The 14213-nt window shown below is 40.7% G+C and carries 16 protein-coding genes; 10 read left to right on the top strand and 6 right to left on the bottom strand.

The annotated features are described in order from the left end of the window. Positions 1 to 26 precede the first annotated feature (26 nt). The 3 genes from MK480_RS01590 to yjbM are packed head-to-tail and all read right to left on the bottom strand — an operon-like array spanning position 27 to position 2393. Positions 27 to 923: an RluA family pseudouridine synthase gene (locus tag MK480_RS01590; protein WP_049501784.1), complete on the bottom strand. Its 897-nt coding sequence runs from the start codon at positions 921 to 923 to the stop codon at positions 27 to 29. Beyond that, complete coding sequence (locus MK480_RS01585; RefSeq protein WP_000799056.1) at positions 920 to 1738, bottom strand: NAD kinase; 819 nt, start codon at positions 1736 to 1738, stop codon at positions 920 to 922. The genes MK480_RS01590 and MK480_RS01585 overlap by 4 nt, the downstream gene beginning before the upstream one ends. Then, entirely contained in the window at positions 1722 to 2393 is a 672-nt protein-coding gene (gene yjbM, locus MK480_RS01580; protein ID WP_000151559.1) for a GTP diphosphokinase, read from the bottom strand. Before yjbM ends, MK480_RS01585 begins: the two co-directional genes overlap by 17 nt. Positions 2394 to 2521: 128 nt before the next feature. On the opposite strand from yjbM, the gene MK480_RS01575 reads away from it, so the two are divergent. From MK480_RS01575 to MK480_RS01545, 7 genes are all read left to right on the top strand, one after another. Continuing rightward, a complete protein-coding gene (locus MK480_RS01575; RefSeq protein WP_049546595.1) occupies positions 2522 to 3091 on the top strand; it encodes a CYTH domain-containing protein in 570 nt (189 codons plus the stop codon). 111 nt (positions 3092 to 3202) lie between these two features. Next, on the top strand, positions 3203 to 4162 hold the full coding sequence (locus tag MK480_RS01570; protein WP_001283818.1) for a ribose-phosphate diphosphokinase: 960 nt from the start codon (positions 3203 to 3205) through the stop codon (positions 4160 to 4162). A 9-nt stretch (positions 4163 to 4171) separates the two neighbouring features. Beyond that, positions 4172 to 5287 carry a cysteine desulfurase family protein gene (locus MK480_RS01565; protein WP_268707102.1) on the top strand — a complete coding sequence of 372 codons (1116 nt, stop codon included), beginning with the start codon at positions 4172 to 4174 and terminating at the stop codon, positions 5285 to 5287. Positions 5288 to 5291: 4 nt separating this feature from the next. Further along, positions 5292 to 5639 carry a DUF1831 domain-containing protein gene (locus tag MK480_RS01560; RefSeq protein WP_000863540.1) on the top strand — a complete coding sequence of 116 codons (348 nt, stop codon included), beginning with the start codon at positions 5292 to 5294 and terminating at the stop codon, positions 5637 to 5639. 7 nt (positions 5640 to 5646) lie between these two features. Continuing rightward, complete coding sequence (locus MK480_RS01555; protein WP_268707101.1) at positions 5647 to 5862, top strand: DUF4649 family protein; 216 nt, start codon at positions 5647 to 5649, stop codon at positions 5860 to 5862. A gap of 82 nt (positions 5863 to 5944) precedes the next feature. Then, a complete protein-coding gene (locus MK480_RS01550; RefSeq protein WP_000653417.1) occupies positions 5945 to 6586 on the top strand; it encodes a redox-sensing transcriptional repressor Rex in 642 nt (213 codons plus the stop codon). Positions 6587 to 6603: 17 nt separating this feature from the next. Beyond that, positions 6604 to 7293 carry a gamma-glutamyl-gamma-aminobutyrate hydrolase family protein gene (locus tag MK480_RS01545; RefSeq protein WP_268707100.1) on the top strand — a complete coding sequence of 230 codons (690 nt, stop codon included), beginning with the start codon at positions 6604 to 6606 and terminating at the stop codon, positions 7291 to 7293. Here MK480_RS01545 and radC read toward each other — a convergent pair. The 3 genes from radC to MK480_RS01530 form a co-directional block, all read right to left on the bottom strand. After that, a complete protein-coding gene (radC, locus tag MK480_RS01540; RefSeq protein ID WP_268707099.1) occupies positions 7290 to 7970 on the bottom strand; it encodes a RadC family protein in 681 nt (226 codons plus the stop codon). The genes MK480_RS01545 and radC overlap by 4 nt on opposite strands. A gap of 42 nt (positions 7971 to 8012) precedes the next feature. Then, entirely contained in the window at positions 8013 to 10304 is a 2292-nt protein-coding gene (pcrA, locus tag MK480_RS01535) for a DNA helicase PcrA (RefSeq protein WP_268707098.1), read from the bottom strand. Between the two features lie 162 nt (positions 10305 to 10466). Further along, the gene (locus MK480_RS01530; protein WP_268707097.1) at positions 10467 to 12137 is read right to left on the bottom strand and encodes a formate--tetrahydrofolate ligase; all 1671 of its coding nucleotides are present in this window, start codon (positions 12135 to 12137) and stop codon (positions 10467 to 10469) included. A 230-nt stretch (positions 12138 to 12367) separates the two neighbouring features. Between MK480_RS01530 and coaB the strand changes: the two genes are divergently transcribed. From coaB to MK480_RS01515, 3 genes are read left to right on the top strand one after another with little or no spacing between them, the layout of a single operon-like run. Further along, positions 12368 to 13057, top strand: a complete 690-nt coding sequence (coaB, locus tag MK480_RS01525) for a phosphopantothenate--cysteine ligase (protein WP_268707096.1) — start codon at positions 12368 to 12370, stop codon at positions 13055 to 13057. Positions 13058 to 13068: 11 nt separating this feature from the next. Next, the gene (gene coaC / locus MK480_RS01520; RefSeq protein WP_268707095.1) at positions 13069 to 13620 is read left to right on the top strand and encodes a phosphopantothenoylcysteine decarboxylase; all 552 of its coding nucleotides are present in this window, start codon (positions 13069 to 13071) and stop codon (positions 13618 to 13620) included. Further along, complete coding sequence (locus MK480_RS01515; protein ID WP_000747412.1) at positions 13604 to 14167, top strand: ECF transporter S component; 564 nt, start codon at positions 13604 to 13606, stop codon at positions 14165 to 14167. The genes coaC and MK480_RS01515 overlap by 17 nt, the downstream gene beginning before the upstream one ends. Positions 14168 to 14213 lie beyond the last annotated feature (46 nt).

The following is a 14213-nucleotide window of genomic DNA, read 5'->3' as shown; positions in this document are numbered from 1 at the left end:
ATAATAATTATACTCTGAATCAGTTTTTATAGAGTATTAGTTGATAACTGGGTAATAAGGTTGCTGAAATCATCCGGCAAGGGACTTTCTAACTGCAAGTCTTGCTCTAAAAATGGATGATAAAAGGATAGATAATGGCAATGTAGGGCCTGGCGCTGAATTCCATCGTCTAGACTACCACCATACAAGTCATCTCCCAACAAAGGAAAACCAATATGAGAAAAATGGACTCGGATTTGGTGGGTTCGCCCAGTGTGCAGGCGAATGTCTACCAAATGAATATTCCCATAAGAAGCTACAATCTTGTAAGAAGTATGGGCGTACTTCCCACCTTTAGCTACTCTTCTAGTGATAATAGAGTCTTCATCACGTGCAATCGGGACAATAATTTCCCCCTCTGACTCCAAGTGTCCATCGCCTTTAACCAAAGCAAAGTAGCGTTTTTCAATGGACTTCTTCTGCAACTGCTTGTCTAATCGTGCATGGGCATAGCCGTGCTTGGCAAAGAGCATCAAGCCAGAAGTATCTCTATCAAGTCTAGTTACAATGTGAACCTGCTGATTCTCATAGTCTTGCTTGACGTAGTAACCCTTGATAAAATTAGCGATAGTATTGGAGTGATTAACACTAGGAATAGAAGCCACTCCATAGGGTTTATTTAAGACTAGAAAATGGTCATCCTCATAGAGAATATCCAGTGGGCGCTCGATAGCTTCGAGAGTTTCAAAACCTTCCTCAGCGGGAATATCTATGATAACTCGGTCTCCAATATCCAATAGATACGTCGCATTTTGTGGTTGATCATTGACCAGAATAGCTCCGCCTCGAAACTTAATCTTAGCTAGCAGCCCCTTAGAAATCTCGTGCTTTTTTAAGAAGGTCTTAACCTTGACATGCTCATCTGCGATAAATTCAAACCTCATTCGTCCACCTCGCCGATAAAAGCATCCTTAACTCGGTTCCAGAAACTGGTATGGCTCGGTGATGCGACAAAGTGAATCTTATGATGGTCTATTTGATACTCAATACGCTCAATATTACGGAATGAATAAACGCTATTGTCAACCGAAATGGTATGGTAATCGTTTCTTGTTGGAATAAGTTCAATCTTATCCTTCTTTGGAACAATAATGGAAGAACCCAGGGTTCGATAGACACGATTGTTAAGGCTGGCAATTTCCGTTAATTGCAAAGCTTCAATGGTTGGGTGTAAAACAGCTCCACCAAGCGACTTGTTATAGGCTGTACTACCAGTCGGTGTTGAAACTGTTAGCCCATCTCCACGAAAACGTTCAAAGTGGACACCATTAATCACAACATCCGCCACCATGGTTCGATCAGACCTTCGGATACTGGCTTCATTTAGTGCTCTAAAAATCTTCACTTCACCATTTTCGAGAAAAACCTTCACATTCAGAACAGGGTAAGAGACTCTTGCTCCGGTATCTAGCTGCAAATTAGTCACTAGCTTGTCCAACTCAAAATCACGGTAGTCCGTATAGAAGCCCAAATGTCCAGTGTGAACACCAATGAAGCGGACCTTGTCAAGCTGGTTTTCGTACTTATGAAAGGCCGACAAGAGCATACCATCACCACCGATGGAAATAACGATATCTGGATTGGTATCATTGAGTATAAACTGATTTCTCTTCAAACGATCTCGCAATTCATACAAAACCCTTTGACTCTGCGGTTTTCTATTGGCTATCAGGTCAATTCGTTTACCTGTATTCTTCATCTGTATCGTCACTGTTTCCTACACCGTCATTTAATTTTCTACTCAAAGGATCAAAAAGAGCCTGGGCTTCTTGGATATCATCACGAATTTTACCCATTTCTTCATCCAACTGATGGGCAATCTTGGCAGTAATTTCCAGTCTCTTTTTAATTTCCTCTGGGAAATCCCCTTGGTACTTGTAGTTGAGAGAATGTTCTATCGTTGCCCAGAAATTCATGGCCAAAGTACGAATCTGAATTTCCGCCAAAATGGTCTTAGCTCCATTGATGGTGTCAACCATATATTCTACTACCACATGATAGGAACGGTAGCCTGAAGCCTTTCGATGAGTAATGTAATCTCGCTCCTGTATGATTCGCATGTCCTGACGTTTGCGCAAAATTTCCACTACTTCTTTGACGTCATCTACAAACTGAACCATCACACGCAAACCAGCAATATCTTGCAAATCGTGCTCTAAGGTCGCATAAGTAATACCACGCCGAGCCATTTTTTCCTTGATGCTTTCAATTGGCTTGACTCTACCAGTCACAAACTCAATCGGAGAATGCTTATTTTGCTTACGATATTGCTTACGAATACCACGTAGTTTAATCTTTAACTCACCAACAGCTTGAATGTAAGGATCTAGAAATTCTTCCCATTCTATGGTCATATATTCTCCCTTGTTCTCATATTATCCTTCAAAAATATCTTTGATTTTTTCTCCAGATTCATATACAATAAATACAAAGCTATTATATCATATAATCCGCTTTCATAGACAAAGAAAAGGTAAGAAAATTGAAACATTTAGAAATTGAATTGAAAACACTCTTGAAAAAAGATGAATATAATCGTCTAAAAGACCAGTTCACAGGTGTCACTCCTGTTCTTCAAAAAAATTACTACATAGACACGCCTGATTTTGAACTGCGAGAAAAGAAAGTTGCTTTGCGCATTCGCACTTTTGAAGATTGGGCAGAATTGACACTCAAAGTCCCACAAAGTGTCGGAAACATGGAATACAATCAAAAATTGCAACTAAAAGATGCTGAAAACTATCTGAGCAAGAAAAAACTTCCTCAAGGGCTAGTACTGGATGAATTGGCGAAACATGGTATTAAAACTAGTAAATGGCAGATTCTTGGTTGTCTAACGACACTTCGCTATGAAATGCAAACAGCTATTGGTCTCATGGCGCTGGATGAAAGTCAGTACTTTGATATTACAGATTACGAATTAGAGCTTGAAGTTGAGAATCACGAGCAAGGGAAACAAGATTTCCAGCAATTTTTAGAGGAAAATCAGATTGCTTATCAAAAAGCTCCCTCAAAATTGGTCCGATTTGTCAAAAGCATGAAAAATAGCTGAAATAATCTCTATTTTTTGGTAAAATAGAAAAGATAAAATACAAAAATCCCTGTTCATATAGGCTAGGCAGATATGACTAGGATTTAAAAAGTTTACAGAGGACGGTCTATAATGTCAGATAGAAAAAACATGAAACTTTTCGCACTCAACTCTAATCAAGAAATTGCACAGAAAATTGCTCAAGCTGTTGGTGTCCCACTTGGAAAACTATCATCACGTCAATTTTCAGACGGAGAAATCCAAGTAAATATCGAAGAAAGTGTCCGTGGTTATGATGTTTACATCATCCAATCAACAAGTTTCCCAGTTAACAACCACCTAATGGAGTTATTGATCATGGTCGACGCTTGTGTGCGTGCAAGTGCCCACAGCATCAACGTTGTTCTTCCATATTTTGGCTATGCACGTCAAGACCGCATCGCTTCACCTCGTGAGCCGCTTACAGCCAAACTAGTTGCCAATATGCTAGTTAAGGCTGGTGTCGATCGTATCCTTACGCTTGATTTGCATGCCGTTCAGGTTCAAGGCTTCTTTGACATCCCTGTCGATAACCTTTTCACAGTTCCCCTATTTGCAAAACATTATTGCGATAAGGGCCTACTCGGTTCAGATGTTGTCGTGGTTAGCCCTAAAAATTCAGGTGTGAAACGCGCTCGTAGCTTGGCTGAATATCTTGATGCTCCTATCGCCATTATCGACTACCCCCAAGACGATGCAACTCGCAACGAAGGTTATATTATCGGTGATGTGGAAGGTAAAAAAGCTATCTTAATTGACGATATTCTGAATACAGGACGTACCTTCTCTGAAGCTGCTAAAATCGTTGAACGTGAAGGGGCTACAGAAATCTATGCTGTTTCTAGCCACGGTCTCTTCGTCGAAGGTGCTGCTGAACTTCTTGATAATACTAATATTAAAGAAATTCTTGTGACTGATTCAGTAGCAACAAAAGAAAAAACTCCTAAAAACGTATGCTACATCACTGCAAGTGAGTTAATTGGTGATGCTATCGTCCGTATCCACGAAAGAAAACCAGTCAGCCCACTCTTTGCCTACAACAAAAAGAAATAAGGTGATTCTTTGATTTATTTGGACAATGCTGCAACGACTCCTATGTCAGCAGTTGCTATTTCAGCTATGACCAAGGTTATGCAAGAAACCCATGGCAATCCATCTAGTATCCATGGTCATGGTCGTCAAGCTGGCAAACTTTTGCGTGAAGCCCGTCAGGAACTAGCTCAATTACTAGAGACAAAACCTCAACATATCTTTTTCACTTCTGGTGGGACTGAAGGCAACAATACTGCTATCATTGGCTACTGCCTTCGTCACCAAGAACAAGGAAAACATATCATCACAACTGCCATTGAGCACCATGCTGTCCTTGAAACAATTGATTACTTGGTTCAACACTTTGGTTTTGAAGTAACCATTATCCAGCCAAAAAATCAAGAAATCACGGCCCAGCAAATTCAAGAGGCCTTACGTAAAGATACAATCTTGGTTTCTACCATGTTTGCCAATAATGAGACAGGAAACCTACTTCCCATTGCTGAAATTGGACAAATACTCAAGCAACACCCTGCTGCTTATCATGTTGATGCAGTTCAAGCAATCGGCAAAATCCCTATTCACCCAGAAGAATTGGGCATTGATTTTCTCACTGCTTCAGCCCATAAATTCCATGGTCCTAAGGGAATCGGCTTCCTCTACGCATCTAGCATGGACTTTGATTCCTATCTCCATGGTGGAGACCAAGAACAGAAAAAACGTGCTGGAACTGAAAATCTTGCTGCCATCATAGGCATGGTTGCAGCCCTAAAAGAAGACCTAGAAAAACAAGAAGACAATTTTCAACATGTACAAAATCTAGAAACTGCCTTTCTGGCAGAGTTAGAGGGAGTTCAATATTACTTGAATAGAGGAGAACATCATCTCCCTTATGTTCTCAATATTGGATTTTCTGGCCAGAAAAATGACCTCTTACTCCTCCGTCTAGATTTGGCTGGAATTTCTATCTCTACTGGTTCAGCCTGTACTGCGGGCATTGTACAATCCAGCCATGTTCTTGAAGCCATGTACGGGGCAAATTCAGAACGCTTGAAGGAATCCGTTCGTATCAGTTTGTCGCCACAAAATACTGTTGAAGACCTACATACCCTCGCAAAAACCTTAAAAGAAATTATCGGAGGTTAGCCATATGGCATTTGAAAAAACCATTCAGTTAAAAAATTGTCGTTACGACTACACTCTTAGCCCTTCTGTTAAAAAATTCACCCTCAAAGATAACACCTTTTTTGAGACTAAGGTTGGTAACTATGAACTGACTCGCCTTTTGGAAAAAGTGCCAAACAGCGGTGAAGGCTTCCAACTCAAAATCATCATTAACAAGGAACTTACAGGTGCTAAAATCAATATCACTGACAAGTTTGGGCTACGTCTAGTTGATATTTTCAAATCAGAAGACCACCACATTCATCAGGAAAAATTCTACTTCCTCATGGATAGTTTAGTAGAACGTGGTGTCTTTACAAAATCTGAAAGATAGATCCCATATGTTTGAACTGACCTATAAGGACAGCTATCATGTAGAGCGTACTCTCAAGTATGAGGATTACGAGGCTCTCATGCTAGCTCTGTCAGGATGTGTGACTCTGCCAGATACACTTTATGTAACTTCTTTGACCTTTAAAGGGCAGGAAGTTTACCAAGGACTGGTCGGAGACCTCTACCGTTTTCTATCACATACAGATTTTTTACAACAAAACTAAGATTTTTCTTAGTTTTTTCTTGTTTTTGTTGATTTTTTCACAATGTTTCTATAAAATAGAAGAATAGAAAGGTTGTGATTTTGTGAAAGATAAACAGTCTGCTATTCCAAAAGCAACAGCGAAAAGACTCTCTCTCTACTATCGAATTTTTAAGAGATTTCATGCAGAAAAGATTGAACGTGCCAACTCTAAGCAAATTGCAGAGGCCATTGGAATTGATTCAGCGACCGTACGTCGTGATTTTTCCTATTTTGGTGAACTGGGTCGTCGTGGCTTTGGCTACGATGTCAAAAAACTGATGACGTTTTTTGCCGATTTACTCAATGATAACTCTATTACCAATGTCATGCTTGTAGGTATTGGCAATATGGGTCATGCCCTTCTCCACTACCGCTTCCACGAACGTAACAAGATGAAGATTATCATGGCCTTTGACCTAGATGACCATCCTGAAGTCGGTACCCAAACTCCTGATGGAATTCCCATTTACGGGATTTCTCAAATCAAGGATAAAATCAAGGATGCTGATGTGAAGACTGCTATCCTGACAGTTCCCAGCGTCAAGTCACAAGAGGTTGCCAATCTCTTGGTGGATGCTGGTGTGAAAGGAATTCTTAGTTTTTCACCAGTCCATCTGCATTTACCAAAAGATGTGGTCGTTCAGTATGTCGATTTGACAAGTGAACTCCAAACCCTCCTCTACTTCATGCGAAAAGAGGATTAGAAAGCGAAAATCATTTTATGAAAAAACCAGTTATTGGGATTACAGGAAACGAAAAAACTCATCCAGATGATGACATCATGATGAGCTACGTAGCAAAAGGCTTTGTTGAAGGCGTTAAAGAAGCTGGAGGAATTCCCATCATCCTACCGATTGGTGATCAAGAAATGGCCTGCCACTATATCAGTATGATTGACAAGCTCATCTTGACAGGTGGGCAAAATGTTGATCCAAAATTCTATGGTGAACCAAAAACCATCGATAGTGATGACTACCACCTTCAAAGGGATATCTTTGAACTGGCCCTAATCAAGGAAGCTATTAAACAGAAAAAGCCAATGTTTTCTGTCTGCCGTGGAACTCAACTCTTTAACGTTGCCATGGGTGGAACTTTGTACCAAGATATAGAAGACCATTGGCAGGATTGTTCTGCTGAGTACACAACTCAACGCTTGGTAACAGAACCTGATACTGTTCTTCGAGAAATCTATGGAGAAATCTCCCATATCAACTCCTTCCACCATCAGAGCATCAAGGATTTAGCACCTAACTTAAAAATTGCAGCTCATGATCCTAAAGATGGTATCATTGAAGCTGTCATGAGTACGGATGATGTCTCCTTTCTCGGTGTCCAATGGCATCCAGAGTTTCTTTTTGAAAATCGTCCCAAAGATAAAAACCTCTTTGACTATATCGTTAATGAACTTTAGATTAAATCTGTCTTTTCACGATAGCTAAAATAACTGGAGTGAGATACAATCAAATGGTCCAAGAGGACAATCCCCATCAGGTCACAGGCTTCTTTTACAAGTTTAGTAACTTGATCATCATTTCGGCTAGGCGCTACCGCTCCTGAAGGATGATTATGGACCAAGATGAGTGAAGTCGCCATATGCTTGATAGCATAGTGAAGAATCTCACGTGGTTCAGCAATACTACGAGTAGCTGAGCCGATAAAAATGGTCTGTTGATGGATGATTTGATTTTGAGTATTGAGATAGAGCGCCACCAGGTGCTCTTGTTTTTTATGTCCCAACTCCTGTTGCATCTTCTTGGCAAGCTTTTGGCTACTGAGAATACTTTCCATTTCAAGGGTCTCGTGTTTATGAATACGATGCCCCAGTTCAATCATAGCTTGTAATTCTATAGCCTTAACACGTCCAATACCTGACAGACTCTGCAATTCCTGCAGGGTCATTTTTTTCAAATCCGTTAGACTTGAAAGGTTGTTCAAAACTTTCTGGGCAATTTCAAAAACACTGACTTGACGTGTTCCTGTCCTAAGTAAAATAGCTAGCAACTCTTGATTACTGAGCGCTTCTACTCCTTCCTTAGCTAGTCTTTCTCTTGGTAATAGTGAATCTTCTTGAAATGAAATACTATACATAAAAATCCTCCTCACTTTATTATTCGTGAGAAGGATGGAAAATTAGATTTTTTTCTCAATTGGGGCCACACTGGCTAAAAGTTTTTTCAAACCTACTTCCGGGAAATTGATTTTTAATTCCTGCGTAGCACCGCTACCTGAAACTTCCAGAACAGTTCCCTCTCCCCACTTCTTGTGGAGGGCAATGTCACCAATGGACCAATTTGCCACGCTAGACGCTGATTTTGCTCCAGCTGTAAATTGACCAAATGGAAGACCGCTTGACTGGATAGATTTTGGGGCAGCACTGCGTTTACGGTCTTGAAGTGCCTGGGCAAGACTCATACCTTGACCAAAGGCAAAGCCACCACTGCTATAAGATGCTTTAAAACTTGTATTTGTAGGACGAGCCAATCCTTGATACTCAAGTAAGTCTGAACTGATTTCGTTAATAAAACGAGTTGGACGGTTGTAGTTGGTACGACCGAAAAGCAGGCGCGAGTTGGCATTGGTCAGATAGAGAATTTTCTCTGCACGCGTGATACCTACGTAGGCCAGACGGCGTTCTTCTTCTAATTCATCTTGATCTTCAGCTGCACGACTAAGCGGGAAGACATTTTCTTCCATCCCAATCAAAAATACAACTGGAAACTCGAGACCTTTAGCAGCATGCAGGGTCATTAGGGTCACTTCTGATGTCTCCTGACTACCTGAATCTGTGTCCGCAATCAAGGCTAAGTCATTTAAGAAACGACTCAGTTTATCCAGACCAGTTTCTTCTTCTGGCCCATCAGAGGTGTCATCAAAGTTTTTCGTCACAGAAAGGAACTCTTCAATATTTTCAACCCTAGCCTTGCTTTCTAAAGTCGCTTGAGCATTTAGAATATCGACGTAACCTGTTTTTTCTAGGACGGCCTCAACCAAGTCTGTAATATTTAATTGATCTAGCTGCTCTCGTAAATCTAGAATCATATTGGCAAAATCCCAGATAGATTGGGCTACTTTACCCTTGATACCAGATAACATGATATTTGCTGAAGCATCTAGCATAGACATGTTTTGCATATTCGCAAAGTCACGAATTTTCTCAACAGTACCTGGGCCAATTCCTCGTTTCGGTTCGTTGATAATACGTTCAAAACTGATATTGTCACTCAAATTGGCAATAAGATTGAGGTAAGCGATAATATCTCGGATTTCCTTACGGCTGTAGAACTTGGTTCCGCCAACCATGGTATAAGGGATATTTGACTTGAGCAAGGCTTCCTCAATAGTACGGGACTGCGCATTAGTACGATAAAGAACTGCAAAATCTTTGTGAAGGAAGTTTTGACTCCGACCAAGTTCATCGATAGTTCTGGCTACAAATATAGCCTCATCTAGTTCATCATTGGCACGATAGTAAACGATTTGCTCCCCATCAGCATTTTGAGTCCAGAGATTCTTAGGACGGCGATTTTTATTGTTTTGAATGACCTCGTTGGCCGCTTGGAGAATGGTTTTAGTTGAACGGTAATTCTCCTCCAACAAAACAACCTTGGCTTGGGGATAATCCTTTTCGAAGTCCAAAATATTCTGCATATCAGCACCACGCCAACCGTAGATAGACTGGTCCGCATCCCCAACCACACAGATGTTTTTAAAGCGCGAAGCCAAGAGTTTGACCAATTGGTACTGGGCATGGTTGGTATCTTGGTACTCATCAACATGGATGTACTGAAATTTCTGTTGATAGTAGGTCAAGACATCAGGATTCTGATCAAAGAGACGCAAGGTCAGCATAATCAAATCATCAAAGTCAACCGACTCCGACTGACGAAGCTCTTTCTGATAGGCTGTATAACACTGGGCCACGATTTGCGTGTACATATCCCCAGCTTGAGCAGCATAAGCCACATCATCAATCAAATCATTCTTAGCATTAGAAATGGTCCCTAAAATGCTTCGTTCATTCCATTTTTTAGGATCTAAATTCAACTGCTTGAGAATGCGTTTCATGAGAGTTCGCTGTTCACCAGGATCCACAATAGTAAAATTACGGTTGTAGCCAATATGGTCCGCATCCCGACGCAAAATACGCACACACATGGAGTGGAAGGTCGCAATCAGACAGTCTTGAGTGGCTGGATTGAGGCTATAAGCACGCTCTTTCATCTCACGCGCAGCCTTGTTGGTAAAGGTAATGGCCAAGATATTCCATGGATTGACCATCTTTTCATCAATCAGATAAGCAATGCGGTGGGTCAAAACACGGGTCTTTCCAGAACCAGCCCCTGCCATGATCAACAAGGGACCTTCTGTCGTTTGCACCGCCTCAGCTTGACAGTCATTCATTCCATTTAATAATGCGTTCATCTTCTCTTCCTTACTCTTGAAGTCAATGTTTCTATTATATCAGAATTCAGGGAAAATATCTTTACCTAGACTGGTTACGTCTAGAAGACGACACCTTATATCTAGATAAAAAATGAGCTTGGATTAAAATCTCCAAACTCATTTAAAGTCAATTGCAATATACTAGAACAAGCCTAATACTGTTCCATCGCTTTCAACATCCATGTTGAGAGCAGCAGGGCGCTTTGGAAGCCCAGGCATGGTCATGACATCACCAGTTAAGGCAACGATAAAGCCTGCACCTAATTTTGGCACCAATTCGCGAATAGTAATTTCAAAGTTTTCAGGTGCTCCAAGTGCATTTGGATTGTCTGAGAAACTGTATTGAGTTTTAGCCATACAGATTGGCAATTTGTCCCAACCGTTTTGAACGATTTGAGAGATTTGTGTTTGAGCTTTCTTCTCAAAGTTTACTTTGCTACCACGATAGATTTCAGTAACAATCTTTTCAATCTTTTCTTGGACAGAAAGGTCATTGTCATACAAACGTCTATAGTTAGATGGGTTTTCAGCGATAGTCTTGACAACAGTTTCAGCAAGAGCTACTCCACCTTCTGCGCCATCAGCCCAGACACTAGCCAACTCAACTGGTACATCGATTGAGTCACAAAGTTCTTTCAAGGCTGCAATTTCAGCTTCTGTATCAGATACAAATTCGTTAATCGCAACAACTGCTGGAATACCGAACTTACGGATATTTTCAACGTGGCGTTTCAAGTTAGCAAAACCTGCACGCACTGCTTCTACATTTTCCTCTGTCAAAGTGTCTTTAGCCACTCCACCATTCATCTTAAGGGCACGAAGGGTTGCAACAATAACAACTGCATCTGGTGAAGTTGGCAAGTTTGGTGTCTTAATATCAAGGAATTTCTCAGCACCAAGGTCTGCACCAAAACCAGCTTCAGTAACTGTGTAATCAGCCAAGTGAAGGGCTGTGCTTGTTGCCAAAACAGAGTTACATCCATGAGCGATATTGGCAAATGGACCACCGTGTACAAAGGCAGGTGTACCGTAAATTGTCTGAACCAAGTTTGGCTTAATAGCATCTTTCAAAATCAAAGCCAAGGCACCCTCAACCTGCAAATCACCTACAGAAACAGGTGTACGATCATAGCGATAACCGATAACGATATTAGCCAAACGGCGTTTCAAGTCCTCGATGTCCGTTGCCAAACAAAGAATTGCCATGATTTCAGAAGCAACTGTAATATCAAAACCATCCTCACGAGGAATACCGTTTAGAGGACCACCAAGTCCAACGGTTACATGACGAAGGGCGCGATCGTTCAAGTCCACTACACGTTTCCAGAGAATACGACGTTGGTCAATTCCTAGCTCATTTCCTTGGTGCAAGTGATTGTCAATCAAGGCTGAAAGAGCATTGTTAGCAGTTGTAATGGCATGCATATCCCCAGTAAAGTGGAGGTTGATGTCTTCCATTGGCAGGACTTGGGCGTAACCACCACCAGCAGCACCCCCCTTAATCCCCATAACTGGACCAAGAGATGGTTCGCGGATAGCAATCATGGTTTTCTTACCAATCTTGTTCAAGGCATCTGCAAGACCAATGGTAATGGTTGATTTTCCTTCACCTGCAGGTGTTGGGTTGATAGCAGTAACCAAAATCAATTTCCCGACTGGATTGCTCTCAACTGCACGAATTTTATCAAAGCTGAGCTTAGCCTTGTACTTTCCATACAACTCCAAATCGTCGTAAGAAATACCAAGTTTCTCTACAACATCAACAATTGGCTTCAACTCAATACTCTGTGCGATTTCAATATCTGTTTTCATTCAAAACTCCTCTAACCTCTTATATGATAACTCATTATAACACAAAACAAGATTTTTAACATCCTAAAACTCTCTAAATGTTCGTAAATATCCCTGTTTTTTAAGGTTTTTAGAGTCCTTTCTTAAATTTTATATGCCTTTATAGTTTGAAGCTATAGTAAATCTTCGTTTTTACCAAAAATTTATCACTTTCATTTTACTTACCGTTTATTTTTGTGTACAATAGTGCTATGAAAATTTTAGTTACATCGGGCGGTACCAGTGAAGCTATTGATAGCGTCCGCTCTATCACTAACCATTCCACAGGTCGCTTAGGGAAAATCATCACAGAAACCCTGCTTGCTGCAGGGCATGAAGTTTGTTTAATGACGACAAAACGAGCTTTGAAGCCAGAAGCCCATCCCAACCTAAGCATTCGAGAAATTAACAATACAAACGACCTTCTTCTTGAAATGCAAGAACGTGTAAAGGACTATCAGATCTTGATTCACTCAATGGCTGTGTCTGATTACACTCCTGTTTATATGACAGGTCTAGAGGAAGTTCAGGCTAGTTCCAATCTAGAGGAATTTTTAAACAAGCAGAATCATCAGGCTAAGATTTCTTCAACTGATGATGTTCAAGTTTTGTTCCTTAAAAAGACACCAAAAATCATCTCTCTAGTCAAGGAATGGAATCCTGATATTCATCTGATTGGTTTCAAACTGCTGGTTGATGTCTCTGAGGATTATCTCATCGAGATTGCCAGAAAAAGTCTTATCAAGAACCAAGCAGACTTAATCATTGCAAATGACCTCACTCAAATCTCAGCAAAGCAACACAGAGCTATCTTTGTTGAGAAAGATCAGCTTCAAACAGTCCAGACTAAAGAAGAAATTGCAGAACTCCTCCTTGAAAAAATTCAAGCCTACCATTCATAGAAAGGAAAGCTATGGCACATATTCTCTTGGCTGTAACGGGCTCAATCGCCTCTTATAAGTCAGCAGATTTAGTCAGTTCGCTTAAAAAACAAGGTCATAAAGTCACTGTCTTAATGACCCAAGCTGCTACAGAGTTTATCCAACCTTTGACACTACAGGTACTCTCACAGAATTCCGTCCACCTGGATGTCATGAATGAACCCTATCCTGATCAGGTTAATCATATTGAACTTGGCAAAAAAGCAGATTTATTTATCGTGGCCCCTGCAACAGCTAACACTATTGCAAAACTAGCTCACGGCTTTGCCGACAACATGTTGACCAGTACGGCTCTAGCCTTGCCAAGTCATATCCCAAAACTCATCGCACCAGCTATGAATACAAAAATGTATGATCATCCGGCAACTCAGGCTAATCTGAAAACATTAGAAAGCTATGACTATCAGCTGATTGCTCCTAAGGAATCCCTACTAGCTTGCGGAGACCACGGAAGAGGAGCTTTAGCCGACCTCACAATTATTTTAGAAAGAATAAAGGAAACTATCGATGAAAAAACGCTCTAATATTGCACCTATTGCTATCTTTTTTGCAACCATGCTCGTGATACACTTTCTGAGCTCACTTATCTTTAACCTTTTTCCATTTCCAATCAAGCCGACTATCGTTCATATTCCTGTCATTATTGCCAGCATTATTTACGGTCCACGCGTTGGAGTTACACTTGGATTTTTGATGGGGCTACTTAGCTTAACTGTTAACACGATTACAATTCTACCGACAAGTTACCTCTTCTCCCCATTTGTACCAAACGGAAACATCTACTCAGCTATCATTGCCATCGTCCCACGTATTTTGATTGGTTTGACTCCGTATCTAGTTTATAAACTGATGAAAAATAAAACTGGTCTGATTCTAGCTGGTGCCCTTGGTTCACTTACCAACACAGTCTTTGTACTTGGTGGAATTTTCTACCTTTTTGGAAATGTCTTTGATGGTAATATCCAAAAACTCCTAGCAACTGTTATCTCAACAAATTCGATTGCCGAATTAGTCATTTCCGCAGTTCTAACCCTAGCCATTGTTCCAAGACTACAGACTTTGAAAAAATAAAAACAATCTCCGCTTTCATGCTTGAAGGTGGAGATTTTGCTCTATA

Source organism: Streptococcus mitis (assembly GCF_026782895.1).
Taxonomy (GTDB): Bacteria; Bacillota; Bacilli; order Lactobacillales; family Streptococcaceae; genus Streptococcus; species Streptococcus mitis_CB.
The sequence above is the reverse complement of the archived record's forward strand: the minus strand, read 5'-3'. Positions and strand labels throughout refer to the sequence as shown.